Genomic DNA, 24,555 nt, shown 5'->3' with positions numbered 1-24,555 from the left:
AACCCGAACGGGGGAGCGGAGAACTGGATGCGCAGCACATCGTCGTGGGTGAGCGCATCCTCGAACCGCCCCGACGGCACCCGTCCCCGCCCGCGCCGCACGAATTCCAGTTCGGTGCACACATGGTCGAGGAAGTCGTCGACCTGTTCGATGTCGTACCCGCGATGCCCGCGCGGCGGCGCGTCGAATTCGACCAGGCGGATATCGGCGGCGGTGAGGTGATCGTGTCCCGCGAGGGTTTCGGCTATGCGCGCGCAGAAGGCGTCCACCTGGGCCGGGTGGTAGCCGTGGTGCCCGAACGGCGCATGGCCGAATCGTTTGCGGCGGACGTCCTCGGGGGTCACCCGCGTCATTGTGCCAATGCGCTCATGTCCGAATCGCCGCCGCCCCATGTGAATCCGAATTGCCGGATCAGTCCGCACGCACGCCGTCGATGAGCAGCCTGCGAATGGCCTGGCCGAGCCCCTCGACGGCGGTCATATCGGGATCGCGCAGCCCGTGGATGATGGCCGCCAGAATCATGCCCGTCACGGCGCGCGCGGTGTTGGCGGTATCCAGATCGGCGCGCAGGTAGCCCTGTTCCACGCCGTGTTCGAGATATCCGGCGGTCAGCGCGTCGGCCGAGTCGAGCAGGCCGTATAGGCGCATGGTCAGTTCGGCGTCGATGCCGGTGGCCTGGAACAGAAGCAGCTGCGCCACCCGGTGATCCTCGAGGAATATGCCGATGAGCGCGGTGCCGATGCGGTCGGTCTGGGCTCGGTAGGCCTCCAGCGTGTCGGCCGCGTCGGGGGCATTGTCGGTGCCGAGCGCCTCGATGATGCGCGCGGCCAGATCGTCGATGACGTGATCGATGATGTCGCGCTTATTGGCGAAGTAGCGGTAGAAGGTGCCGTGCCCGATGCCCAGCTCGGCGGCGATATCGGCAATGCCGGTGGCGTGATAGCCCTTCTCGGCGAAGCGGGCGAAGGCGGTGTCGATGATGTCCTGGCGGAGCTCGGCCTTGCGTCGTTCGATTCTCGAGGATGGCTTCGTCACGCTCCCGATGATACGGTGATCACAAACGGAATGATATGTCATTCCGTGATACGGGCATCATTTTCTTTCGGGAGGTTCGGCGTGGCACCTCAGTACGACGCCATCGTGGTCGGCGCGGGCTTCGGCGGTATGGGCGCGGGCATCGAATTGGATCGGCTCGGCCTGAGCAACTTCGTGATCCTGGAGCGCGAGGACGACCTCGGCGGCACCTGGCACGTCAACCGCTATCCCGGTCTGGCCGTGGACATAGCCTCGGTCACCTACTCGTATTCGTTCGAACCCAATCCGCACTGGTCGCGGCTGTTCGCGCCGGGCGCGGAGTTGAAGAAGTACGCCGAGCACGTGGCCGACAAGTACGACCTGCGGCGGCGTATGCGGTTCAATACCGTGGTCGGCGGGGCGCGCTGGGACGAGGAGAACCAGCAGTGGACCGTCGCGCTGGAGAACGGCGAATCGCTCACTGCCCGTTACCTGATGGCCGCCACCGGCTTCCTGTCCCAGCCCTACACGCCGCCGTTCCCGGGCATCGACACCTTCCAGGGCAAGATCATCCACACCACGGCGTGGGAGGACGACTACGACCTGACCGACCGCAAGGCCGCCATTATCGGCACCGGCGCGACCGCCGTGTAGCTGATCCCCGAGGTGGCCAAGAAGGCGCGGGCGCTCACCGTCTTCCAGCGCACGCCGATCTGGGTGGTGCCCAAGGTCGACACCGCCATCCCCAAGCCGGTGCAGAGCCTGTTCGCGCGAGTTCCATTGACGCAGAAGGCCGCCCGCATGGTCAACACCACCATGCTGGAAGCGCTCATGGTGGTCGGCGTGCTGCACTTCAAGGAGGCCAAGCCGCTGAACCGGGCCGCGGGCGTGCTGGCCAAGGCGCATCTACGGGCCTCGGTGCGCGACAAGGAGACTCGTGAGAAGCTCACGCCGGACTACGATTTCGGCTGCAAGCGGCCCACGTTCTCGAACCAGTACTTCAAGATGTTCAACGAACCGCATGTGCGCCTGGAGACCAACTCCATCGATCACCTCGAAGCCGACGGCATCGTGACCGCCGACGGCCACAAGACCGAGATCGACACCCTCATCCTGGCCACCGGATTCAACCTCTGGGGCGTCAACTTCCCGGCCATCGAGATCATCGGCCGTGACGGCGTGAATCTCGGAAAGTTCTGGCGCGACAACCGCTTCCAGGCCTACGAGGGCATCACCGTGCCGAAGTTCCCCAACTTCGTCTCGCTCAACAGCCCCTACTCCTACAGTGGCCTGTCCTACTTCACCACCATCGAGGCGCAGATGAAGCATATGGCGCGCCTGTTCGGTGAGATGTTCCGCCGCGGCGAGCAGGTCTTCGAGATCACCGAATCCGCCAATGCCAAGTTCCTCGACCGCGTGACGGAGAAGCTCGGCTCCTCGGTCTTCTACGGCGGCCAGTGCGCCACCGCCCGCAGCTACTACTTCAACCAGCACGGCGAGGCGGCCCTGTTGCGCCCCACCAGCACCGTGAACGCCCACCGCGAGGCGGTCAGCTTCCCGCTCGACGACTACACCTACGGGGTGAAGTCGGCCTGAGCAGGGAGCGCGCGGTCGGCACGGTCGGCGGTCGACCGCGCGTCCCGGACTCCTCAGTCCGGAAGCACTTGATAACGGGCGCAGGCGAACTCGCCGTTCATCGCGACTTCGGTGAGCTTCAGCTCGCGACGCCGGGGCAGCAGGGGAGCCCCGGCGCCCAGGGTGACCGGCGCGAACGAGACGATGATCTCGTCGAGCAGGCCGTGATCGGCGAACTGCCCGGCCAGATCGCCGCCGCCCATGCCCCAGAGGTCCTTGTCCCCGGCGGCGGCCGCCATCTGCTCGTACACCGCGGGCACCGACTCGGTGGTGAACCGGATATCGCGCCCGGGCGCGGCGGTGAGGTCGCGATGGGTGAACACCCAGACCGGCGCCTTGTACGCCCAGGCGTCCGGGTGGTAGTCGATGATCCACTGATAGGTATTGGCGCCCATGGCGATCGCGCCGATGCTCTCGATGAACGGATCCAATCCCATCGGTCCCTGCTCATCGGATTTCCGGTGCAGCAGCCATTCGAGGGAGTTGTCGGAGTCGACGAGGAAGCCGTCGAGACTGGCGGCGGTGTAATAGGTGGTGCGGGTCATCTCATCCTCTCTGCCGGAGCCACATGATCGGGTCTCCGTAACCGAGTTTCTCTGCGATATCCGGTGATTCGGTGCGCAACCAGTGCCGCACGAGCAGCCGCCGATGCGCGGAGAACGTCAAGACATGCGCGATCACGCTGCCGAGCACGAAGCTCTCCGGCGGTTCGCACAGGGCGTCGATGAGGGTGTCGTTCCAGCCCCCGCGCCGATCGATCTCCGGCACGACCTCCAGCCAGCGCGGCGCGATCTTGTCGAACCGCCGGATCAAGGTGTCGGGATCGTCTGCGCCCTCGGGCGGGGTGTCCTTGCCGTCGATCGAGGTCAGCCACAGTTCCCGGGTCCGCACCTGCCGGTGCAGTACGGCCGCGATGGATTCCTCCGGTCCGTCCCATGGCAGCACCGTCAACCCGGGCGCCTGCACCCGCCGATACCGTTCCTCATCGAGACCCGCTGCGGCCGTGAGCAATTCCCGCGTGTCATCCAGATCGTTGTGCAGCATGACCGCTGTCGGATCCATATCCGCCCGTCCTCTCGGCTCGCTCTCCACCCACAACGACATCGGCGGATGGAAGTGAACCCCATTGACCGCGGGCAGCCACCGCTGCTTCTGCTCGTCGCCGGTCCCACTCGGCGGATGCCCGTACGCCCGGCTGAACGCCCTGCTGAACCCCTCCACCGAGTCGTACCCCCACATCCGTCACGCTCCGCCCCCGGCTCAACTGCCACGCCGCCCGCTCCAACAGCACCCGCCTGCGCAGTGCCACCGGCGTCTCCCCGGTCCCGCGCGAGAACTGCCGCGAGAAATGAAACGGCGAAGCATACGCATCGGCAGCCATCTCCCCGAGCGTGGCGTTGTCCTCGTCGAGCACCGCGTCCAGCAACTCCCGAAGCCGATCTCGTCCTGTGTGCACCGACCCAGTCTGGCGCAACCGCCCGCGCGCCCGCTTGACCGAAATTGCTCACGTGCGCACGGCCCGCATTGACACCGGTCGAGCGCGCCGCGAAGGATGATCATGAACAAGGGAGCGGTGTTGATTCCATCTGCCGAAGTGACCACCGAGATCGTGCGAGCCGGGGACGGGGAGACCTTCGAAGCCCGCGTCTACCGCAGGACCGATGCGCCCGCGGCCCCGGTCCTGATCTGCATGCCCGCCATGGCCACTCGCGCCGCCGTGTACACGCCGTTGGCGGAAGCGCTGTCGCAGGCGGGTTTCCAGGTGGTTCTCGGCGAATTACGCGGTCAGGGAACAAGTTCCGTGCGCATCGAGCGTGGTGTTCGCTACGGCTACCACGACATTGTCACCCGCGACTATCCCGCCCTCTTCGCCATGGTCGACGCCGCCTTCCCCGAAGCCCCCCGCTACCTGCTGGGCCACAGCCTCGGCGGCCAGCTGGGCGCCCTCTGCTTGGGGCAGCACCCTGAAGCCGCCACCGGCGCCATCCTCATCGGCGCCCCTTCCTGCCACCACTCCGGTTGGCCCTTCCCCAAGAATCTCGCCATCCTCGCCGCGTCCCAACTCGCCGCGGCCGTCAGCCCCCTGGTTGGCTACTTCCCGGGCCGCCGCCTCGGCATCCTGGGCAATGACTCGACCCACCTGTTACGCGACTTCGCCACCCAGATCCGTACGGGCCGCTACCGTGTCCCTTCCTCCCCAATAGATTTCGAATCCGCCCTGTCCCGCCCAACCCTCCCGGTCCTCGCGATCTCCATCACCGGCGACGCCATGGCCACCCCTGCGGGCGTTCGAGCCCTCGCCGACAAGCTGACGAGCGCATCCGTCACCCGCTGGACCCTCACCCTCGATGCCCCGGCCAACCCGCACTACGCCTGGATCCGTGACAACTCCGCCCTGATCACACGCATCGACTCCTTCGTGAGTGGTTCTACGCAGCGAATCGGGTAATCGAGCGCAGTCGCCGCGGCTCGCGGTCCCGAAGGATCGACCCGTCCCACTTCGTGAATGGAAGGTCGATCGATGAATCGGGCAGTGCTTATCGGTAGTCAGGTGGTCATCGCGCTTCTCGCGCTCGGCGTACGCTTCGCGGCCCCCGGATGGTGGCTCATCATCGTTTTCATGACCATCGGCTTTGTCGCACTGGCCATTCTCGCCCCGTTGATTCTCGCGACAACCCTCACCGCGGTATTCGCCCCCGCATTGCGCCCCCGCACCCTGATCGCCCTCTGCGTCGCCGATATCGCCCTGCTGACCTTCGCTTCGACGCTCCCCGATTTCACCGATGTCTCCGACCAGTACCCGGTTTCGCTGGCGGCGTTGGCAACCGGCGAGGCCGAGGTTTCCCGGCAGGCGATGGACGTCTTCAGCGCCATCGCCGGGTACGCGCTTCCGGTCTATGCCGCGGCGGCTCTCGTGACCATCGTGCTCGCCGTGCTGGATCACCGTCGCGCCCGCCGTGTGCCGGTCGGACCCCGTCCGGGCGAATTCGGGGCTCCGGCCGTGTGGGAGGGCGCTGTTCGCTGATCGCGGGCGTAGCGTCGAATTCATGGATCGCGAGGGTGTAGCGCGGTGGGTCGGAGCGTACGAACGGGCCTGGCGGACTCCGGGGACCGCGGGGCTGGGGGAGTTGTTCGGCGAGCGGGTGCGGTATGTGGTTTCGCCCTGGGCGAAGCCGATAGTGGGGCTGGAGGCTCTCGCCGCGTTCTGGGAGGCCGGGCGGAGCGGGGCCGACGAGCCGTTCCGAATGATGTCGGAGGTGGTCGCGGTGGAGGGGGGTACCGCTGTGGTGCGGGTTTTCGTGGAGTACGAGAACGATGATCCGGGCAGGTGGCGGGACCTTTGGGTGGTGCGGTTCGATGGGATGGGGCGGTGCGTGTGGTTCGAGGAGTGGCCCTTCGCGCCGGATCAATGGGACGGGCAGGAACGCGTTGGCGGGGTCGGATAGAGAGTCGGCGCGTCTAGTTCGGGTGATTGCTGGCAGACTGTGGGGGACACGCACCCATTCGACCATTGACTAGGGGCTGACTTCGACGATGGACCTTCTGCTGCCGCTGCTGCTGGTTGCTCTGCTCATCCCGATGTTCCTCGGTGTCCGCCGCCAGAAGCGCGAGATGGCCAAGGTTACGGAGATGCAGGAAAGCCTGAAGACCGGCGACCGGGTCGTCACCACGTCGGGGCTGTACGGCACCGTGGTGGACGTCGATGACACCACCGTCGACCTCGAGATCGCCGAGGAGGTCGTGACCACCTGGTCGCGCGCCGCGATCCGCGAGGTGCGCACCGACGATGTCGAGACCACCACCACCGAGGACACCACGGCCGAGACCACCGGCACCGCCGTCAACGGCACCCCCGCGACCGCCACCGAGGCCGTCGCGGACGCCGCCGACGACACCACGCGCCTGTCCAAGGACTGACACAGCCAGCGCCGTCGGCCGCCGGACAATCCGGCGGCCGACGGCGCTGCGGTGTGCCCGCTCGCTCCCCCCGATTCCGCCTAGGAGATAAGTACTGTGCCACCTTCCCAGGGAAAGGCGCGCCATCTGCGCCTGCTCGGCGTCTACGCCGCACTGGTGGCCGTGATGTTCGGCCTGGTGTTCTTCACCGGTGACAAATCCGCGACCCCCAAGCTCGGCATCGACCTGCAGGGCGGTACCCGCGTCACGCTGACCGCCCGCACCGTCGACGGTGGCAAGCCGAGCCAGGACAGTCTGCGCCAGGCGCAGGACATTATCGAGCGCCGCGTCAACGGCCTCGGCGTCTCCGGGTCCGAGGTCGTCATCGAGGGCGACAACCTGGTCATCACGGTGCCGGGTGAGGACGGCGGCCAGGCCAAGTCGCTGGCCAGCACCGCCAAGCTCTACGTCCGCCCGGTGCTGCAGTCCATCCCGCCGCAGGTGGTGAATGGCCAGCCGGTCAATCAGCAACAGCAGCAGCCGGTCCCGCCAGCGGGTGCGACCGTGCCGCCGACCGATGCCACCGCACCCGGCGCGGAAACCGCGACCCCGCCCACCACGGGTGAGGCCCCGGCCGTGCATAACCGCGTGTTCCCGGCCCAGCAGCCGACCGAACCGGCCCCGACCACGGAGCCCGCGCCGACCACCGAACCCGCGCCGACCACGGAACCGGCCCCCACCACCGCACCGGCCCCGACCGCCGAGCCGCAGACCCCGCAGCAGCAGCAAGCACAGGACATCGCGGCCGCGAAGGCGTTGCGGCAGAGCACCGATCAGTCGGTGCAGCAGATCGCCATGATGATCATGGACTGCTCCAAGCCGGATCCGCTGGAAGGCAACGACGACCCGAACCTGCCGCTGGTCACCTGCAATACCGAGGGCACTGAGGTCTACCTGCTCGACGTCTCCAAGCTCGGCGGCCAGGAGATCAAGAACGCCACCGGCGATTTCAACTCGCAGGAATCCAAGTGGATGGTGAGCGTCGAGTTCAAGTCCGGCGGCGCCGACACCTGGGGCAAGCTGACCACCGAGTACTACAACCAGCAGCTGGCCTTCGTGCTCGACTCCAAGGTCGTGAGCGCGCCGGTCGTGCAGCAGGCGGGCCAGTACGGCGGCAGCACCGCCATTTCCGGCACCGGCATCAACAAGACCACGGCCAAGGAACTGGCCAATACCCTGAAGTACGGTTCGCTGCCGCTGTCGTTCTCCACCTCCGAGGCGGAGACGGTCTCGGCGACCCTGGGTCTGTCCTCGCTGCGCGCGGGTCTGATCGCGGGTCTCGTCGGTCTGATCGCGGTCTTGCTGTACTGCCTGCTCTACTACCGCATGCTGGGCTTCCTGGCCGGTTTCTCGCTGCTCGCGGCGGGTGCGGCCGTCTACGCCCTGATCGTGTTGCTGGGCAGGTCCATCGGCTTCACCCTCGATCTCGCCGGTATTGCCGGTCTGATCATCGGTATCGGTCTGACCGCCGACTCCTTCGTGGTTTTCTTCGAACGCATCAAGGACGAAATGCGCGAAGGCCGCAGCTTCCGGTCCGCGGTCCCGCGCGGCTGGGCCCGCGCCCAGCGCACCAACCTGTCCGGTAAGACGGTCAGCCTCATCGCCTCCGCGGTGCTGTACCTGCTCGCCGCCGGTCAGGTGAAGGGCTTCGCCTTCACCCTGGGCCTCACCACCGTGCTCGACCTCATCGTGCTGTACCTGGTCACCGCGCCGCTCATGATGCTGGCGTCGCGCTCGCCGTTCTGGGCGAAGCCGTCGGTGAACGGTCTCGGCGCCGTTGCTCAGATTGCCCGCGAACGCAAGGCGGCCGCCGGCGTCGCGGTGAAGGAGGCGTGATCATGCGCAGCAAATCCAGCACCCCGGTCCTGGACATCGATTCCGAGCTCGACGCCGAGGCCGATCGGAGTACGCCGCAGCACAGCCTGTTCGAGCGGCTCTACACCGGCACCGGCGGTTTCGAGATCGTCGGGCGGCGGAAGTTCTTCTACAGCCTCAGCGCCGTCCTGGTGATCATCGCGATCCTGAGCATCGCGGTGCGCGGGTTCACCCTTGGCATCGACTTCGCCGGTGGTTCCCGCATCCAGCTGCCCGCCGCGGACAATGTCACCACCTCCAAGGTGGAGGAGGTCTACAGCTCGGCGCTCGGCCATGCACCGGTGACGGTGCAGAAGGTGGGTTCCGGTGCGGCGGCGGCCATTCAGATCCGCTCTGACTCCCTCGACGAGGAGCAGACGGTCACCCTGACCGATGCCCTGTTCGACGCCTTCCAGCCGAAGGACTCCGACGGGCAGGTCAACCGCAATGCCATCTCCGTGGCCGAGATCAGTGAGACCTGGGGTGGTCAGATCACCCAGAAGGCCCTGATCGCGCTGGCGGTGTTCGTGGTGCTGACCATGATCTACATCGCCATCCGCTTCGAGAGAGATATGTCGATCGCGGCCATCGGGTCGCTGTTCTTCAACCTCGTCGTCACCGCGGGCATCTATTCGCTGGTCGGTTTCGAGGTGACCCCCGCCGCGGTCATCGGCCTGCTCACGATTCTGGGCTACGTCATCTACGACAACGTGGTCGTGTTCGACAAGGTCGAGGAGAACACCCAGGGCGTGCTGCATCTGCGCAAGCACACCTATGCGGAGAAGGCCAACCTGGCCGCCAACCAGACGCTCATGCGTTCCATCAACACCACCGTCATCGGCATGCTGCCGATCATCGGCATGCTGGTGATCGCGGTGTGGCTGCTGGGCGTCGGCACCCTCAAGGATCTGGCCCTGGTGCAGCTGGTCGGCATGATCGTCGGCGCCTATTCCTCCATCTTCTTCGCGGTGCCGCTGCTGGTGTCGATCAAGGAGCGGTTCGGCCCGGTGGCCGAGCACACCCGCAAGGTGATGGCGCGCCGCTCCGGCGCCGCCAGCGCCCGCGCGGCCGAGGTGGGCGCCAGCCGGGCCGGGGCCGCCAGCCGCACCTCCTTCGAGAAGACCACGTCCTTCGATGGTTTCGCGGCCGGACGGGAGAGCCACGGTCCGCGCACCCGGGACGGGGGCGGTCCACGCCCCGGCGCCCGGCCGAGCGGGAAACGACACAAGAGAAGGCACTGAGCATGCGCAGGGGGTTGCGAACGGTGGGACGGCGAGACAGCGAATCGATCGGCCGGACCAGCGGCCCCCGCGCTCTGCTCCGCCGTGGCCTGATCGTGGCCACGGCGGGTGTGCTGAGCGCCGGTCTGCTGGCCGGTTGTGCGGGCAAGAACCAGGTGCCCTCCATCGGCTACGGCGTGGACACGGCCGTCGCCAGCTACAACGGCAGCTCCACGCTGGGCGCCAACAGCGGTGCGGCGGCGGTCTTCTCGCGCGTGCTGACCGGGTTCTTCTATACCGGTCCGGACGGGCAGCCGGTGGCCGACACCGATACCGGCACCGCCAAGGAGGTGCCGGGGGAGTCGCAGACCATCCAGTACCGGCTGAATCCGGACGGCGTCTACTCCGACGGCACCGCCACCTCGTGTGACGATCTGGTGCTGGCCTGGGCGGCGCGCTCGGGCCGGTTCACCAAAGCCGGTCCGGGCGGGCCAATTCCGATGTTCGACGCGGCGAGCACGCTGGGCTACCGCGATATCGAGCGGGTGGAATGTCAGGCCGGGTCCAAGGACGCGACGGTGACATTCCGTCCGGGCAAGCATTATTCGGCGTGGAAGACGCTGTTCAATGCCGGTGAGATCATGCCCGCGCACGTGGTCGCCACCGCCGCCAAGGTGCCGAATCTGGTGCAGGCCGTCACGACCGGCGATCAGGCCGTCATGGAGCGCATCGCCGACTTCTGGAATACCGGCTGGATCCTCACGCCCGGCAAGCTGGACCTGTCGGTGCTCCCCTCCTCGGGCCCGTACCGGGTGGAATCGTTCAGCAAGGACGACGGCCTGGTGCTGGTCAAGAACGATAAATGGTGGGGCAATTCCGCCAAGACGCCGCGCATCGTGGTGTGGGACAAGAACACCGATCTGCAGAAGGAGGTCGACGACGGCGCGGTCGGCGTGCTCGATATCGGCGGGGGCTCCCTGGGCGAGGTGAGCCTGGACGGCTTCAATGGTGAGACCGTGCCCGGTCGCGGCGCGGAACTGCTGACCCTGAGCACCGGCGGCGTCTTCAGCTCCACCGACGCCCGTCGCGCGCTGGCGTTGTGCGTGCCCCGGCAGTCGCTGTTCGACAAGCTCGGGCATCCCGGCTTCGAGGCCTCCTCCGCGCTGGGTTCGGGTCCGCTGAATTCCCGTACCCTGCAACAGGACTCGCTGTACTACGTGGCGGTCGCGGGTGCCTCCGATCGGTACAAGAACGCCGATACGGCCGCGGCCGGTCAAGCCCTGAAGGCCGCCGGGGTGCAGAACCCGACCGTGCGCATCGGCTATGTGGCCCCCGATGAGCGGCGCGCCCAGACGGTGTCGATGATCGCGGAATCGTGCAAGGCCGCGGGCATCAATGTCGTCGATGCGGGCGCGCCCGATTTCGCCGCGGCGCAACTGGCCGAGGGCAAGGTGGACGCCGTGCTCGGCGGCGCGGCCGCCATGCCCGGTCCGTCGGGTTCGCTCACCGGCACCGACGCGATTGCGGCGCTGTACACAGGTCAGGGTGTGAACTACGGCCGCTTCGGCAATGGCCGCTACGATGCCATCGCGGATCAGCTCGCGGGCGAGCAGGATTCGGCGACCGTGCTGAACCTGCTGACCGAGCAGGAGAATCTGCTGTGGAGTGAGATGCCCTCCATCCCGCTGTTCGCCACCCCGCGCACCATCGCGTTCGGCGACGGCATGGAGAACGGCATCGCCAGCCCGACCCGCGCGGGTGCGGGATGGAATATGGATCGCTGGGTATTGAAACGGTGAGTGCCGTGGTGGCGTTGGTGACGAGGAGCAGGTGCAGATGAGCAAGCACGAGATGGCAGAGACCGCGGAATTCGCCGGGGAGCGGGCCGCCCGCGCCGGGGAGGCGGTGGCGCGGCTGACCCGCTGGCACGACGACTTCCCGACCCCGGGCGTGCGTTTCGCCGATCTGACGCCGGTCTTGGCCGATGCCGACGGCTTCCGCGCCGTGCTGGACTGCTTCGCCTCGTGCGCGCCGGACGCCGATCTGGTGGCCGGTGTGGACGCGCGCGGCTTCCTGCTGGGCGCGGGCGTGGCGGCGGTGCTGGGCACCGGCGTGATCGCGGTGCGCAAGGCGGGCAAGCTGCCGCCGCCGGTGATCTCGCGCGAGTACACCCTCGAATACGGTTCGGCGGCACTGGAAATCCCGGCCGACGGCATCGATCTCGCGGGCCGCCGGGTGCTACTACTCGACGATGTGCTCGCCACCGGCGGCACCCTGGCCGCCGCGGCGGAGCTGTTCAAGGCGGCGGGCGCGGAGGTGGTGGCGGCCGCCGTGGTACTGGAGCTGAGCTTCCTCGGCGGCCGGGACCGGCAGGGCGACTACCCGCTGACATCGATCGTCAAGCTGGACTAGACGGCTGGTCGCCGTCAGTCCGTTATCCGGGCGATGAATCCGGCCACGACGAGCCAGAACACCGCTGCCAGACCGTAATTCACGACAATGTCGAGTTTGCCGTCACCGGTGTGGAACAGGCCGGGGAAGAACAGTGCGAGCGGTTCGGCCAAGGATTTGATGCCTTGGAAGAACCGGTTCGCCTGGTCCGCCTCGAAAACGAGCATGAGAATGTAGATCGCCTCGATGAGGGCGAACAGGGCACCGACGCCCGCGATAATGCGGGCCCCGGCGCCCTCTCGGGTTCGGTACATGTAGGGCATGCTCGGGTGATGCCCGCGGTGTGCCGATCGAAACAGCCCGGTCAGCGGCCGGTTCCAATGGCCTGGCCCAGGAGCGCGGCCAGTGCGGTGGGCAGCACTTCCGAGGCCGTCTGCCAGAAGCGCGGCTCCGCCATCACGAATGTGGGGCTGCTGATCGAACACCCCGTGACCGCCGGTACGCCATTGAGCCGATCTCGCAGGAATTTGATGGCCCCCGGCAGTTGCGCGGCGACGCCGGAAATGTGCTCGCCCACCAGTTCCCGCTCATAGGTGACGCTGGGCGCGCCCTCGGCGCAGTACTTGTCGACGAGGCGGTTCACCCCCGCATTGGGCAGGATCTCGTCGAACTGCGCGTGATAGATGTACACCGGCATATCCGGTGTGGCCTGCCCGAGCGAGTTCTCGGCCAGAAAGCGCTGAATCGCCGGATGCTGGAGCGGATCGCCCTGGAACGCGCCGAGATAGTCGTAGAACGGGACGAGCGCGGTGCCCATCGGATGGCACAACAGGCTCTTCGAGGCCAGCAGCAGCTGGCTCACCGGGTCCACGATGCCATTGCGCAGCATCTCCCGCACTTCGGGGTACTCGTTGGCGTTGCCCGCGAACACCCCCATGACCAGGCCGGTGTAGAGCCCTCTGTTGTTGTGCCGCAACGCATGCCCGAAGTCGGCCGCCGCGATTCCGCCCGCCGCGACGCCGACGATATTCAGCTCCGGCGCGTAGGTCTGGGCGATCTCCGCGGCGAAGGAGGAGGGCACGGTGCCGCCGGAGTAGCCCCACAGCGCCGTCGGTGTTTCCGGCCCGGACAGCTGGGCGGGCGCGAAATTCTCGACCGCCCGGATGCCGTCGAGGGTGGTTTGCGCATTGAGTTTGGAGGTGCCGTAGGAGGATTTCGGGCCCTCGTAGTCGGGCAGCGCTACAGTCCAGCCCTCGCCCACCCCAGCCGCGATGGGGATGAGCACCTCGGCCGCATTGACATAGTCGAAAGGTATTGCACCGGACTGGATCACATACGACGGCGCGCAGTACTGCGCGGCGCTGTCCTCCGCGATCTGATACGACAGCAGCTTGCGTCCGCCCTCCGGCGGGGGCGCTTTGGGCACCAGCACGGTGGTGACCGTGGCAATGGCGTCGCCGAAACTATTGGTCGTCCGGTACAGCAGCTGCCAGGCATCGACATTGAGATGCACGAACCCGAATAACGCGGGCATGATCCGCCGCACCCGCAGGATCTCACCGGGCTGCGCCGCCGCCACCAGCCCGGCCTCGGGCGCGTAGAACTCGTCGAATTCCGGCGGCAGCGTCACCGCTGGCGGCGGCTTGATCGCGACCTCCTTGCTCGGCTCGGCGACGGCGATCACCGGAGCCGCCTCGAACAGCAGTCCGATGGTGACACCGGCCGCGAGCAGCCGTCCCCATCTGCGTGATGTCATCGAATCTCTTTCTGCGCACAGCGATGTGGGCATCAACCGTCTCAGACGAGGGTGGTCGCGGTCTCTGTGCGCGGAATCAGGGTTGGAGTCCGGCATTTGTTCGAATGACAGGATTTCGGCCCGGCTGTGCCGGAACTGTCCTGTTGTGCGCGAATATCCTGCGGGTGCTTTGGTTCAGCGCCACAATGTCGGGATGAGCACCGCATCGGGGGACCCGGCGCTACCCTTCCCCGACTTCGTCAACGACCACCTGCCCGAGGTCGCCCGCGAGGTCATGGCCGCCGTCGTGCGCAGCGTCCCCGACTACGAGCAACTGCCCCGCGATGTGGTCGAACACGATCTGGTGCATCGCGCCGAGGACAATCTGCGCCTGTTCCTGCGCCTGCTGACCGAAGGCCGCGAGCCCTGCGCGGGCGATCTCGACGATATGATCGACGTCGCGGTTCGCCGTGCGCGCGAAGGCATTCCGCTCGACGCCGTGCTGTCGGTGTACCACCGGGGCGCACTAGCGGCCTGGAATTTCCTGGCGGCCTCCGTCCAGGGGGAGGGGCAGCGGGAGGAGCTGCTCGCCGCGGTCCCGCGTCTGCCGGAGTACCTCGGCGCGGTCATCCCCGGCGTCGCGGGTTCGTATCTGCGCGAACGCCAGGACCTGCACTGGGAGCAGCGCGAGGCCAAACGCACCCTGGCGCAGGCGCTCCTACAGGGCAAACCCGTGGAATTGCTGGCCGAACGATTCGGCCTCACCCTCGGCGGCTATCACGTGCTCGCCCTGCGCACCGCCGACGCCGCCGCCACCGCGGACGGGGTGCGCCCGGCCATGCGGGTCATTCACGGCGAGATCGATGCCCTCTCACCGCAGGCGTTGACCCTGCTGGACCGGGCCGGGGGCTGGGTCCTGGTGCCGAGCGGCGAACCGCCCGCCCGGCTGGAAGCCGCGGTGGCGCGTATCGCGGCTGCGGCCGGGGTCCGCGTCATTGCCGGAATGGCCACCGCCGCATCGGTTTCCGAGGTTCCGTCCCGCGCCGAGGAATCCGGCGAGATCGCCCGCTTGGCCCTGGGGCTCGGCCGCCCCACCGGCGTCTACCGCATGGCCGACCTGGCCCTGCAATACCAATTCGCCCGCCCCGGTCCGGCCCGCGCCTGGCTGCTCGAACTGCTCGCCCCCCTCGCCGATCACCTGCATCTCATGGACGCCCTGCGCGCCTTCCTCGCCCACGACCACAATCGCATTGCCGCGGCGGAGTCCCTGGTGGTGCACCGCAATACCCTCAACTACCGCCTGAACCGCATTGCCGCCCTCACCGGCTACGACCCGGGCCGCTCCGAGCACACACCCTTGTTCGCCGCCGCGCTCACCGCCTACGATCTGCGCGCCGCCGACCTCTGAGGGTGAAACGGCCGGAATACCTTCGGAAACCTCCCGCTAATGTGCGACGACCCGGGCGATGAAGCCGGTGACGATGAGCCAGAAGATCGCTGCCAGACCGTAATTGAGGATGATGTCCAGGTCGGGATTGCCGAGTTTGAACAGTCCGGGGAAGAACAGCGCAAGGGGTTCGGCCAGCGATTTGATGAATTGGAAGAACCGATTGGATTGATCGGCGTCCAACAACAACAGCAGTATGTACACGCCCTCGATCAGGGCGAACACGGCTCCGACCGTCCCCATGATGCGGGCGGCCGTTGCCTCATTGCGGGCGACGTACGGCATATGCCCAGGATGCCCGTTCGCGGGCGGCGTTCAAACCGTTCGTCGGCCACGTTCGAGCGACACGCGGGGGAGTGAAAGCGCGTGTCGGGCAACCTCATCCTCGGCGCGAGACATGGCATGATGTCCGGGTGATGACCGCGGCAGCCGGGAGCGTTCGGGCGTGAGGCCCAAGGTCATTGTGGGCGCGGTGTTCGGCACCGCCTTGGCGCTGGTCACGCTGGTTCTCGTGATCATCCTGCCCGCCACCGAAGAGGTGTGCGCGCCGGGTTCGCCGATGATTCCCGCCGCCACCACCGCGCGCACCGAACCCAATTGCCCCGCCACCGGATCACCGGCCGAGGACGGGTTGCAGGACGGCGCCCTGCGCGCACTGCGCTGTGTGGTGGCCCGATTCGGGTTGATGGATATGCGCGGGGTCATTGCCGACGACGACTATCCCGATCATCGCGCGGGTCGCGCGGTGGAGTTCATTGTCGGCGAGGATCAGGCCAAGGGCGAGCAGATCGTGTCCTTCCTGCAGGAGAACACCGCCGCGTTCGGGATCGAGTACGTGATCTGGAAGCAGCGCAGCTGGACTCCCGACGCGGCCGCGGGCATTCAGTGGCGTCCCCTCGAGGATCGCGGGGACGCGGCGCGCAATCATCAGGACCGTGTGCAGATGACCGTCAAGGCGGCCGTGGCCACCTCGACCGTCGCGCCGAGCGTCTCGCTGGCCGCGCAGAATGCCGCGGTCAACGAGGCGGGTCTGCTCGAGGGTCTGGGTCGTCGCCAATACCCTATGGCCGCAGGGACTTTCACCATCTCCGATGTGTTCGGCGCGCGCGGCGGGCACCATCTGGGCATCGATATGGCGGCCGCCTCGGGAACGCCGATCTATGCCGCCTCCGACGGTCTCGTGGTAGCCTCCGGCGCGGCGTCGGGCTTCGGCAACTGGGTGGTCATCGACTCCCTCGACGAGAGCGCCCGCCGCTATTCGACCGTCTACGGGCACATGTACGTCTCGGAGATCTTCGTGAAGGTCGGCGATGTGGTGACCATGGGCCAGCACATCGCCGATGTCGGCAACGACGGCGAATCCTCCTGCCCGCACCTGCATTTCGAGGTCGTGCCCGGCGGCCGCCTCACCGGCGGCTCCCAGGTCGATCCGATCGCCTGGCTGCCCGGGTCCAGCCTGCCCGTGCCCAGTACGCCCCACTGCGACAATGGATTCGGCACCGCGGGCGGCAATCTCGCGTCCGGTAAGGTGCCGCCCGAGCTCGAGGTCTGGTACCGCCGCGCCGGATCGCTGTGCCCGCAGATCTCCTCCTCGTTGCTGGCCGCCCAGGGCCAGGCCGAATCCGGCTTCCGCCGCGGCCTGACCTCCCCGGCGGGCGCGCAGGGGCTGGCCCAGTTCCTGCCCGGTACGGCGGCATCGCTGGCCCCCGACGGCCAGCCCTATGTGATCGACGCCGACGGCAATGGCGTGGCCAGCGTGTGGGACGACGGTGACGCCATCATCGGCCAGGGCCGCTATATGTGCACCATTGCCGCCACCGTGCAGGGCTGGCTGGAAGAGGGCAAGGTCAGCGGTGATCTCACCGAACTCACCGTCGCCGCCTACAACGCCGGTGAGGGCGCGGTGCTGGCCTCCGGCGGCATGCCCAACCAGTACGCCGCCCACTTCAGCGAAACCCGCCCCTATGTCGCGAGAATTCTTGCGGCCGAAGCGGGTTTCCGCAGTATGGGCAGCGGCGGGCGCTTCATCCCCGACGCCGCCGAGGATCTCGGCCCGCAGGTCGTGGAGGCCGCCGACGACTGGCGCGGCACCCCCTACGTATTCGGCGGCGGCGGCCCGCAGGGCCCCACCGGCGGCGGCTTCGACGAGGCCGGATTCACCGCCGCCGCGGTCTTCGCCGCCAGCGGCGGCACCATCACCCTGCCCACCACCGCCGAGCAGCAGTGGGAGCAGGGCGTGGAGGTCCCGCTGCTCAAAGCGCAGGCCGGTGACCTGGTCTTCGGCAATTTCGGCGACCGCGGTCCCGCCACCGTCGGCATCTATCTGGGCAACGGCCGCATGCTGCACGCGGAACCCAATGCCAAGGTCGCCGAGGTGCCCCTCCTCAATGGCATGAAAGCCCGCCGAATCGGCCAGTAATCGCCCGTAGCACATTGCCGCGCATTTCATCGGAGAATGCCGGTCACGACCCAATACCCGAGTGATTACGAAATCCTCGAAACAGGATGAATCACCACTGACTCTGGTAACCATGAATTTGCTATCCGGCTGCCGAAATCAGTGTGCCGACAGCCGCTCCGACCAGCACGGAAAGAGGAGCGATGAGAATCAAACGATTTGCAGCAACCGCCGTGCTCAGCATCGGCGCCATATGTCTCACGGCGGGCGTCGCAGGCGCGGATACGGATGGACTCCCCGTCACCGATCCCTCCGGAGTCGCCGTCCAGGACAATTCCACTCCACCGGGCACCACTCCCGTCGATGCCGCCGAGCAGGAATTGATCACCCGCCAATGCAACGCCATGATCGGCGCCCTGGTCGGCGGCGTCATCGGCGGCACGGGCAGCGCCCTCCCGGGCGCCTTGATCGGCGCCGCCATCGGCGCGGCCGTCGGATACACGATGACCTACCCGCCGGGCCCGCCCCTGGGCTGCTGGCAGGTCCCGGACTGACCCTCGACATCCGCCATCCGAGACGGCTCGCCGCGCCCGGCGGCGAGCCGTCCCGGGCGGGGTGACCGCCTTCACACGGGATTCGCACTTGCACAGTCGCGTTGGCGTTCGCTACCGTGAATGTCGTTCACATCCCCGTTGATCGGAGACAATGCGTTGATTTCCTGAGGTAACCGCCGAGTGGCCCGCATCATGCGCGCCGCATTTTTTCGCGATTACCGGTAGGAGTCCGTATGTCATTTCCTGTTGTTTCCATGTCCGATCTCACCTTCGCGTGGCCGGACGGCACCCCCGTGTTCGAGGGGCTCGACGCTGTCCTGAGATCGGGTCATCTCGGGCTGGTCGGCGCCAATGGCGCTGGTAAATCCACTCTCTTCCGGCTGATCACCGGCGAGCTGCGCCCGCTCAGCGGGTCGATCACGGTGCCCGGGCGGCTGGGGTATCTGCGCCAGGATCTCGGGCTCTCGGCCGGGCAGCGCGTCGATGAGGTGCTTGGGATCGCCGATATTCGGAAAGCATTGCACCGCAACGAATCCGGTGATATCATCGAGGGCGACTTCGATATCGTGGGCAGTGCCTGGGATATCGAAGAACGCGCGGTGGCGCTGCTCGGGCGGCTCGGATTGCATTATGTCGCAAGCGATACCGGGCAGCTGGATCGCCGGTTGGATACCCTCTCCGGCGGTGAGACGGTGCTGCTCGGCCTGGTCGCCGAACTGCTGCGCGAGCCGGATGTGCTGCTGCTGGACGAACCGACCAACAATCTGGATCTGGTTGCGCGCGAACGGCTCTACGACGTGGTGGGGCAGTTCTCCGGAACCGTGCTGACGGTCAGTCACGACCGCGAGTTGCTGGAGCGGGTCGATGCCATCGCCGAGCTGCGGCAGGGCGAGATCCGGTTGTTCGGCGGCAATTTCAGCGCCTACGAGCGGATCATCGAGGCCGAGCAGGAGGCCGCGCGGGCGGCGGTGCGGGATGCGCGCAGCGATGTCAAGAAGCAGGCGCGGGAACTGGTCGAGGCGCGGATCAAGCTCGACCTGCGTTTGCGGTACGGGCAGAAGATGTGGGACCAGAAACGGGAACCCAAGATCGTCATGTCCGAACGCAAACGGCAGGCGCAGGTGTCGGCGGGCAAACTGCGCAACAACCACATCGGCAAACTCGACGATGCGAAGGATGTGCTGACCCAGGCGCAGGAGAAATTGCGCGACGACCGGGAGATCCGGGTCGATCTGCCCGATACCCGCGTGTATCCGGGGCAGGATGTGCTGAAGCTGGAGGAGGCGGTGCTGGCCAATGGGCCGGTGGTGACCCTGAAGGTGAACGGTCCGGAGCGCATCGCCCTCACCGGGCGCAATAGCGCCGGGAAAACCACACTTCTGCACTGCATCTGCGCGGAATCGCCGAAGGTGCCCTTCCGGATGCTGCCGCAGCGGCTGGACATCTTCGACGAGGACAAGTCGGTCTTCGAGAATGTGGCCGCCACCGCGCCGCACGCACTACCCGAACGGATCCGGGGGCAGCTGGCCCGCTTCCTGTTCCGGGGCGGCGACGCCGACGTCCTCGCCGGGGCGCTGTCGGGCGGTGAACGCCTGCGGGCGGCGCTGGCCATGCTGCTGCTGGCCGAGCCCGCGCCGAAGCTGCTGCTGCTCGACGAGCCGACCAACAACCTGGATCTGCCGAGCCTGCGCCATCTCACCGAGGCGCTGGCGAGCTTACAGGGGGCGCTGATCGTGGTCAGCCACGACCCGCGATTCCTCGCCGAGATCGGGGTCACCCGCCGGATCGACCTGTCCGCGGACGGGCTCACCGACATCCCGGTCGGTTAGTCGCGGCGGCGCACGACGTGTGCGGGGTCTCCTATTAATAGGGGGCCCCGCACCGCTGTGCGAACCGGCCGGTAGGGGTGCGACGACCGGTTCGCGGCGCGAATGCGCACCCGGAGCAATCCGGACGCAATGCGGCCTCGAAGTGTCTCCGGTAGCGAGTATCGTTCAATCCCCGACCCGCGCCCGACCGGGGCGGATCCGCGTCCCGTTCTCGAAACGGATCTCGGACTAAAGTGGGTGGTCTGGGAGGTTGAACGGTCCGATAGGGTAACCCGATCGAGGCCGGAGAGGTGGTGGCATGACGCAGAACCTGGAAAAGGCGAATGCCGGGCAATCGGGTAACGGCGACTCCGCCGCCCCGCAGCCCGGTGGTACGCCGCCGCGTAATGCCCCTACGGCCGTGCCCACTTCCGCATCGCGCCGGGTGCGCGCGCGGCTGGCGCGGCGGATGACAGGCCAGCGTGGGATCGCGGCCGTGAAGCCGGTGCTGGAGCCCTTGGCCACCGTGCACCGGGAGTTGTATCCGAAGGCGAATCTGGCTCTGCTGCAACGGGCTTTCGATGTCGCCGACGAGAAGCACCAGCATCAGTTCCGGAAGTCCGGTGATCCCTACATCACCCATCCGCTGGCGGTCGCGAATATTCTGGCCGAGCTCGGCATGGATACCACCACGCTGGTGGCGGCGCTGCTGCACGACACCGTGGAGGACACGGGCTACGCGCTCGAGGATCTGACCAACGAATTCGGTCAGGAGGTCGCGCACCTGGTCGACGGCGTGACCAAGCTGGACAAGGTCAATCTGGGCGCCGCGGCCGAGGCCGAGACCATTCGCAAGATGATCATCGCCATGGCGCGGGATCCGCGCGTGCTGGTGATCAAGGTCGCCGACCGGCTGCACAATATGCGCACCATGCGGTTCCTGCCGCCGGAGAAGCAGGCCAAGAAGGCCCGCGAAACCCTCGAGGTGATCGCGCCGCTGGCGCACCGGCTGGGTATGGCGACCGTCAAATGGGAGCTCGAGGACCTCGCCTTCGCGATCCTGCATCCCAAGAAGTACGACGAGATCGTGCGCCTGGTGGCCGATCGCGCGCCCTCGCGCGACACCTATCTGGCGAAGGTGCGGGCCGAGATCGTCAACACTCTGCAGGCCAGCCGCATCCAAGCGATCGTCGAGGGTCGGCCCAAGCACTACTGGTCCATCTATCAGAAGATGATCGTCAAGGGTAAGGACTTCGACGATATCCACGACCTAGTCGGCATTCGCATCCTCTGCGACGAGGTGCGCGACTGCTATGCCGCGGTCGGCGTGGTGCACTCGCTGTGGCAGCCCATGGCGGGGCGGTTCAAGGACTACATCGCCCAGCCGCGCTACGGCGTCTACCAGTCGCTGCACACCACGGTCGTCGGTCCCGACGGCAAGCCGCTGGAAGTGCAGATCCGCACCCAGGACATGCACCGCACCGCGGAATTCGGCATTGCCGCGCACTGGCGGTACAAGGAGACCCGCGGCAAGCATTCCAACGACTCCACCGAGGTCGACGATATGGCGTGGATGCGCCAGCTCCTCGACTGGCAGCGGGAGGCGGCGGATCCGGCGGAGTTCCTGGAATCGCTGCGCTTCGACCTGAAATCGCCCGAGATATTCGTGTTCACGCCCAAGGGCGATGTCATCACGCTTCCGCAGAAGTCCACCCCGGTGGACTTCGCTTATGCCGTGCACACCGAGGTCGGGCATCGCTGCATCGGCGCGCGCGTCAACGGTCGTCTCGTCGCGCTGGAACGGCAGCTGGAGAACGGTGAGGTCGTCGAGATCTTCACCTCCAAGGCGCAGAACGCCGGGCCCAGCCGCGACTGGCAGAACTTCGTGGTGTCGCCGCGCGCCAAGGCCAAGATCCGGCAGTGGTTCGCCAAGGAACGCCGCGAGGAGGCCCTCGAGGCCGGTAAGGACCAGATCTCCAAGGAGGTCCGGCGCTCGGGTCTGCCGCTGCAGCGGTTGATGAGCGTGGACGCCATGACGGCGCTCGCCCACGAACTGCACTACACCGACATTTCGGCGCTGTACGCCGCGGTCGGTGAGAACCAGGTGTCGGCGCACCATGTGGTGCAGCGGCTCATGGCGCAGCTCGGCGGGGTCAGCGATGTCGAGAACGAGCTCGCCGAACGCTCCACCCCGTCCACGGTGCCGTCGCGGCAGCGGCTCACCGGCGGTGCGGGCGTGGAGATTCCGGGCGCGCCCAGCACGGTGTCCAAACTGGCCAAGTGCTGCACGCCGGTCCCCGGCGACGAGATCATGGGCTTCGTGACCCGCGGCGGCGCGGTCAGCGTGCACCGCACCGACTGCACCAACGCGGATTCGCTGCGCGCGGAACCGGAACGGATCATCGAAGTCAAATGGGCCCCGTCGCCGTCCTCGGTGTTCCTGGTCGCCATTCAGATCGAGGCCCTCGACCGCACCCGCCTGCTCTCGGATGTCACCAAGGTCCTCGCCGACGAGAAGGTGAACATCCTCTCGGCGGCGGTGACGACTTTCGGTGACCGCGTGGCCATTTCGAAGTTCACCTTCGAGATGGGCGATCCCAAGCATCTCGGCCACTTGCTCAATGTGGTCCGCAATGTGGAAGGCGTCTACGACGTCTACCGCGTGACCTCGGCGGCCTGACCGGCGGGAATCCTCACGGATACAAGGGAATCGGCTGGCCCGCGACGCACGGTTGCGGCGCGGGCTCGCCGTAGATGCTGCTGAGGAAGGTCTTGAGCGGGCCGAGCAGCAACGTGACGAGGGTCTGCTGGCTGGGCACCGTCACGCAGTAGCTCGGGCCGGACGGGCCCTGCGGGGAGACCTCGACCGCAACGGCTTTGGACATGAGCGGGTCGGGGGTGACCACGCGGGCGCACGCGTCGGCGTCCTTCTCGATATTGCAGTCGAACCAGTCGACGGAGTAGTTGATCGAGGTGCGCCAGGATTCCAGGGTGCGAGGGAAGAGCATGCCGACGCCGACGGTGTCGTAGTGGCTGCCGCCCTCCAGGGTCAGGAATTGCAGGGGTGCGGTGCCGGTGCGGTTGCGGCGGATCCAGTCGTACCAGGACTTGCCGCCGAGGGCGCCGTCGGTGGGATCGAAACCGATGTGCGCGCCGAAGAAGTCGAAGTCGTTGACCGGGAAGATGCCGCCGCTGGTGAGGCCGGGGATGTCGTTGTCGGAGGTCTGGATCTGGGTCGGCACATCAGCTAGTGAGGGCTCGAATCCGGACAGCAGGACCGCTGCGGCGGGTTTCGGCACCGGGCGGCCGTCCATACCCTGGCCCTGTCCGACCGACCACAGGTAGTGGCTGGTGGCGATGGATCCCATGGACTGGCCCCACACCCCGATCCTGTTGGTATCGAACAGGTCCCGGATGGGGTTGGGTGAATTGTCGCCTACCGGAGCGTAAGCCGGGTCGTAGCGCTGCCCGAGGCGCGGAATATGCACGGTATTCCAGAAATTCACCAGGCTCGACGTGTCGCCGAGCAGGGTCTGCGTATCGGGCGCGGGCAGAATGTCCTCGCCCACCACCCAGCGCATGACGTCCTCGATATCGCGGCACGTGCCGGACGCGAAGCAGTGCGGGGTGTTGTAGGGAATGACGAGATCCAAGGCGGTGCCGTCGCTGGCGCCCTGTCCCGCTTCGTCGTACGTGGGCGCGATGTACCCGCGCCGCACCGCCTGCATCGACCACGCGTAATAGGTGGACTGCAAGGCGATCGCCCCATCGCTGAACACCGTCATCGGGAAGGTGCGTCCCGGCGCCGGGTCGAGCGCCTCCTCCGGCAGCATGATCGTCGCCGCCAGCCGCATGCCCCGCGCGTTCACGATCTGAATCTTGCGTGCCTCACCGAACTTGAAATCCGCGCCCGGCGCATCCCCGGGAACGCAAGTGCCGTCCCGGTTTTCGTACAGCACCACATCGCCCGGCTCCACGCACGGGTACCGGAACCGCGCCACCGCACCCACATTCCCCGCCGAATCCACGTCCAGCGCATCACCATCCAAGGAATTGTCGGCGACCTCGCCGAACACGCCGTTCCCGTTCCAATCCGGCACATACCGCGGATCCCCCGGCGCCAGCTGCGCGCCCGCCAGATTCGGCAGGAAATGCAAGGTGTCGTCGATCAGCTTCTGCACGGTATCCCGCAACCGCTGCTGCCCCTCCTCGCCCTGATACTGCCCCGGCTCCAGCATCGCCCCCAAACTCTGCCCCGCCCGCCCCGGCAGACTCCCGAAATGCTGCAACCAGAACTGCATCAGCGCGGGATCGGTCCAATCCCGCCCGTACCCCTGCAACAGCATGAGCAGGTTCTGCACCACGTACACCGGATCCACCTGCGTGCCCACCGTCGGCGTATCCGCCACGGGCGGCTCCCCGGCCACCGGATCCGCCAGCGCCGGTCCTGTCAGCGCCAGCACCAGTGCCGCCGCCACGGCGACCACACCGATCCGCTTGGTGCGCAGTCGATTCGGCATCTTCATCAGGCATCCTCGGGTG

Annotated in this window: 21 protein-coding genes and 2 pseudogenes; 14 read left to right on the top strand and 9 right to left on the bottom strand. The window is 67.1% G+C overall.

Features of this window, described 5'->3' with window-relative positions; all coding sequences use genetic code 11:
• Positions 1 to 344, bottom strand: a 344-nt coding sequence (locus tag NC4_RS31370) for a DivIVA domain-containing protein (protein ID WP_218021347.1), incomplete at its 3' end; no start/stop codon positions are given.
• A 67-nt stretch (positions 345 to 411) separates the two neighbouring features.
• Positions 412 to 1,077, bottom strand: coding sequence for a TetR/AcrR family transcriptional regulator (locus NC4_RS31365; protein WP_067545633.1), 666 nt, complete (start codon positions 1,075 to 1,077; stop codon positions 412 to 414).
• Positions 1,078 to 1,116: 39 nt separating this feature from the next.
• Here NC4_RS31365 and NC4_RS31360 point away from each other — a divergent pair.
• Positions 1,117 to 2,610 (top strand): annotated as a pseudogene (locus NC4_RS31360) (flavin-containing monooxygenase).
• Between the two features lie 53 nt (positions 2,611 to 2,663).
• Here the strand turns inward: NC4_RS31360 and NC4_RS31355 are convergent.
• The 3 genes and pseudogenes from NC4_RS31355 to NC4_RS43465 form a co-directional block, all read right to left on the bottom strand.
• Entirely contained in the window at positions 2,664 to 3,194 is a 531-nt protein-coding gene (locus tag NC4_RS31355; protein WP_067545631.1) for a dihydrofolate reductase family protein, read from the bottom strand.
• A gap of 1 nt (position 3,195) precedes the next feature.
• A complete protein-coding gene (locus NC4_RS31350) occupies positions 3,196 to 3,888 on the bottom strand; it encodes a DinB family protein (protein WP_245722059.1) in 693 nt (230 codons plus the stop codon).
• A gap of 40 nt (positions 3,889 to 3,928) precedes the next feature.
• Positions 3,929 to 4,030, bottom strand: a pseudogene (locus tag NC4_RS43465) (helix-turn-helix transcriptional regulator); the annotation flags it as partial.
• A gap of 177 nt (positions 4,031 to 4,207) precedes the next feature.
• Between NC4_RS43465 and NC4_RS31345 the strand changes: the two are divergent.
• The 8 genes from NC4_RS31345 (at position 4,208) to NC4_RS31310 (ending at position 12,092) form a co-directional block, all read left to right on the top strand.
• Complete coding sequence (locus NC4_RS31345; protein ID WP_169814904.1) at positions 4,208 to 5,098, top strand: alpha/beta hydrolase family protein; 891 nt, start codon at positions 4,208 to 4,210, stop codon at positions 5,096 to 5,098.
• Positions 5,099 to 5,200: 102 nt separating this feature from the next.
• The gene (locus NC4_RS31340) at positions 5,201 to 5,674 is read left to right on the top strand and encodes a hypothetical protein (RefSeq protein ID WP_067545627.1); all 474 of its coding nucleotides are present in this window, start codon (positions 5,201 to 5,203) and stop codon (positions 5,672 to 5,674) included.
• A 22-nt stretch (positions 5,675 to 5,696) separates the two neighbouring features.
• Positions 5,697 to 6,095: a nuclear transport factor 2 family protein gene (locus NC4_RS43460; RefSeq protein WP_067545625.1), complete on the top strand. Its 399-nt coding sequence runs from the start codon at positions 5,697 to 5,699 to the stop codon at positions 6,093 to 6,095.
• Between the two features lie 88 nt (positions 6,096 to 6,183).
• A complete protein-coding gene (gene yajC, locus NC4_RS31330) occupies positions 6,184 to 6,567 on the top strand; it encodes a preprotein translocase subunit YajC (RefSeq protein WP_067545623.1) in 384 nt (127 codons plus the stop codon).
• A gap of 96 nt (positions 6,568 to 6,663) precedes the next feature.
• Complete coding sequence (gene secD / locus NC4_RS31325) at positions 6,664 to 8,442, top strand: protein translocase subunit SecD (RefSeq protein WP_067545620.1); 1,779 nt, start codon at positions 6,664 to 6,666, stop codon at positions 8,440 to 8,442.
• Between the two features lie 2 nt (positions 8,443 to 8,444).
• Positions 8,445 to 9,701, top strand: a complete 1,257-nt coding sequence (secF, locus tag NC4_RS31320; RefSeq protein ID WP_067545660.1) for a protein translocase subunit SecF — start codon at positions 8,445 to 8,447, stop codon at positions 9,699 to 9,701.
• Between the two features lie 2 nt (positions 9,702 to 9,703).
• Positions 9,704 to 11,479 carry an ABC transporter substrate-binding protein gene (locus NC4_RS31315; protein ID WP_084529946.1) on the top strand — a complete coding sequence of 592 codons (1,776 nt, stop codon included), beginning with the start codon at positions 9,704 to 9,706 and terminating at the stop codon, positions 11,477 to 11,479.
• Positions 11,480 to 11,516: 37 nt separating this feature from the next.
• Entirely contained in the window at positions 11,517 to 12,092 is a 576-nt protein-coding gene (locus NC4_RS31310) for an adenine phosphoribosyltransferase (RefSeq protein ID WP_067545654.1), read from the top strand.
• Between the two features lie 14 nt (positions 12,093 to 12,106).
• On the opposite strand, the gene NC4_RS31305 is transcribed toward NC4_RS31310, so the two are convergent.
• Positions 12,107 to 12,385: a hypothetical protein gene (locus NC4_RS31305; protein ID WP_067545651.1), complete on the bottom strand. Its 279-nt coding sequence runs from the start codon at positions 12,383 to 12,385 to the stop codon at positions 12,107 to 12,109.
• 50 nt (positions 12,386 to 12,435) lie between these two features.
• Positions 12,436 to 13,827 carry a lipase family protein gene (locus NC4_RS31300; RefSeq protein WP_067545617.1) on the bottom strand — a complete coding sequence of 464 codons (1,392 nt, stop codon included), beginning with the start codon at positions 13,825 to 13,827 and terminating at the stop codon, positions 12,436 to 12,438.
• Between the two features lie 193 nt (positions 13,828 to 14,020).
• Between NC4_RS31300 and NC4_RS31295 the strand changes: the two genes are divergently transcribed.
• Positions 14,021 to 15,214, top strand: coding sequence for a PucR family transcriptional regulator (locus tag NC4_RS31295; RefSeq protein WP_067545613.1), 1,194 nt, complete (start codon positions 14,021 to 14,023; stop codon positions 15,212 to 15,214).
• A gap of 36 nt (positions 15,215 to 15,250) precedes the next feature.
• On the opposite strand, the gene NC4_RS31290 is transcribed toward NC4_RS31295, so the two are convergent.
• A complete protein-coding gene (locus tag NC4_RS31290; protein WP_067545610.1) occupies positions 15,251 to 15,538 on the bottom strand; it encodes a hypothetical protein in 288 nt (95 codons plus the stop codon).
• 160 nt (positions 15,539 to 15,698) lie between these two features.
• Here NC4_RS31290 and NC4_RS31285 point away from each other — a divergent pair, with 160 nt between their 5' ends.
• The 4 genes from NC4_RS31285 to NC4_RS31270 all read left to right on the top strand — a co-directional run bounded on the left by NC4_RS31285 (position 15,699) and on the right by NC4_RS31270 (position 22,693).
• Positions 15,699 to 17,672: a peptidoglycan DD-metalloendopeptidase family protein gene (locus NC4_RS31285; RefSeq protein ID WP_245722058.1), complete on the top strand. Its 1,974-nt coding sequence runs from the start codon at positions 15,699 to 15,701 to the stop codon at positions 17,670 to 17,672.
• 182 nt (positions 17,673 to 17,854) lie between these two features.
• Positions 17,855 to 18,205 (top strand): glycine zipper domain-containing protein, encoded by a 351-nt coding sequence (locus tag NC4_RS31280; protein WP_157555339.1) that lies wholly within the window; start codon positions 17,855 to 17,857, stop codon positions 18,203 to 18,205.
• A 233-nt stretch (positions 18,206 to 18,438) separates the two neighbouring features.
• Complete coding sequence (locus tag NC4_RS31275; RefSeq protein ID WP_067545604.1) at positions 18,439 to 20,034, top strand: ABC-F family ATP-binding cassette domain-containing protein; 1,596 nt, start codon at positions 18,439 to 18,441, stop codon at positions 20,032 to 20,034.
• Between the two features lie 298 nt (positions 20,035 to 20,332).
• Positions 20,333 to 22,693 carry a RelA/SpoT family protein gene (locus NC4_RS31270; RefSeq protein WP_067545601.1) on the top strand — a complete coding sequence of 787 codons (2,361 nt, stop codon included), beginning with the start codon at positions 20,333 to 20,335 and terminating at the stop codon, positions 22,691 to 22,693.
• 13 nt (positions 22,694 to 22,706) lie between these two features.
• Here the strand turns inward: NC4_RS31270 and NC4_RS31265 are convergent, their stop codons facing one another.
• Positions 22,707 to 24,539: an alpha/beta hydrolase family protein gene (locus tag NC4_RS31265; protein WP_067545597.1), complete on the bottom strand. Its 1,833-nt coding sequence runs from the start codon at positions 24,537 to 24,539 to the stop codon at positions 22,707 to 22,709.
• Between the last annotated feature and the right edge of the window lie 16 nt (positions 24,540 to 24,555).

It is taken from the genome of Nocardia crassostreae (assembly GCF_001613405.1).
GTDB classification, from domain to species: domain Bacteria; phylum Actinomycetota; class Actinomycetes; order Mycobacteriales; family Mycobacteriaceae; genus Nocardia; species Nocardia crassostreae.
This window is presented reverse-complemented; position numbering and strand designations above follow the sequence as displayed.

Bases quoted from the DNA above. Each gene is read 5' to 3' on its own strand.
- NC4_RS31265 (WP_067545597.1), bottom strand. From the start codon at position 24,539: ATGAAGATGCCGAATCGACTGCGCACCAAGCGGATCGGTGTGGTCGCC.
- NC4_RS31365 (WP_067545633.1), bottom strand. From the start codon at position 1,077: ATGACATATCATTCCGTTTGTGATCACCGTATCATCGGGAGCGTGACG.
- NC4_RS31300 (WP_067545617.1), bottom strand. From the start codon at position 13,827: ATGACATCACGCAGATGGGGACGGCTGCTCGCGGCCGGTGTCACCATC.
- NC4_RS31305 (WP_067545651.1), bottom strand. From the start codon at position 12,385: ATGTACCGAACCCGAGAGGGCGCCGGGGCCCGCATTATCGCGGGCGTC.
- yajC (WP_067545623.1), top strand. From the start codon at position 6,184: ATGGACCTTCTGCTGCCGCTGCTGCTGGTTGCTCTGCTCATCCCGATG.
- NC4_RS31350 (WP_245722059.1), bottom strand. From the start codon at position 3,888: ATGTGGGGGTACGACTCGGTGGAGGGGTTCAGCAGGGCGTTCAGCCGG.
- NC4_RS31345 (WP_169814904.1), top strand. From the start codon at position 4,208: ATGAACAAGGGAGCGGTGTTGATTCCATCTGCCGAAGTGACCACCGAG.
- secF (WP_067545660.1), top strand. From the start codon at position 8,445: ATGCGCAGCAAATCCAGCACCCCGGTCCTGGACATCGATTCCGAGCTC.
- NC4_RS31355 (WP_067545631.1), bottom strand. From the start codon at position 3,194: ATGACCCGCACCACCTATTACACCGCCGCCAGTCTCGACGGCTTCCTC.
- NC4_RS31290 (WP_067545610.1), bottom strand. From the start codon at position 15,538: ATGCCGTACGTCGCCCGCAATGAGGCAACGGCCGCCCGCATCATGGGG.
- NC4_RS31270 (WP_067545601.1), top strand. From the start codon at position 20,333: ATGACGCAGAACCTGGAAAAGGCGAATGCCGGGCAATCGGGTAACGGC.
- NC4_RS31275 (WP_067545604.1), top strand. From the start codon at position 18,439: ATGTCATTTCCTGTTGTTTCCATGTCCGATCTCACCTTCGCGTGGCCG.
- NC4_RS31295 (WP_067545613.1), top strand. From the start codon at position 14,021: ATGAGCACCGCATCGGGGGACCCGGCGCTACCCTTCCCCGACTTCGTC.
- NC4_RS43460 (WP_067545625.1), top strand. From the start codon at position 5,697: ATGGATCGCGAGGGTGTAGCGCGGTGGGTCGGAGCGTACGAACGGGCC.
- NC4_RS31310 (WP_067545654.1), top strand. From the start codon at position 11,517: ATGAGCAAGCACGAGATGGCAGAGACCGCGGAATTCGCCGGGGAGCGG.
- NC4_RS31280 (WP_157555339.1), top strand. From the start codon at position 17,855: ATGAGAATCAAACGATTTGCAGCAACCGCCGTGCTCAGCATCGGCGCC.
- NC4_RS31315 (WP_084529946.1), top strand. From the start codon at position 9,704: ATGCGCAGGGGGTTGCGAACGGTGGGACGGCGAGACAGCGAATCGATC.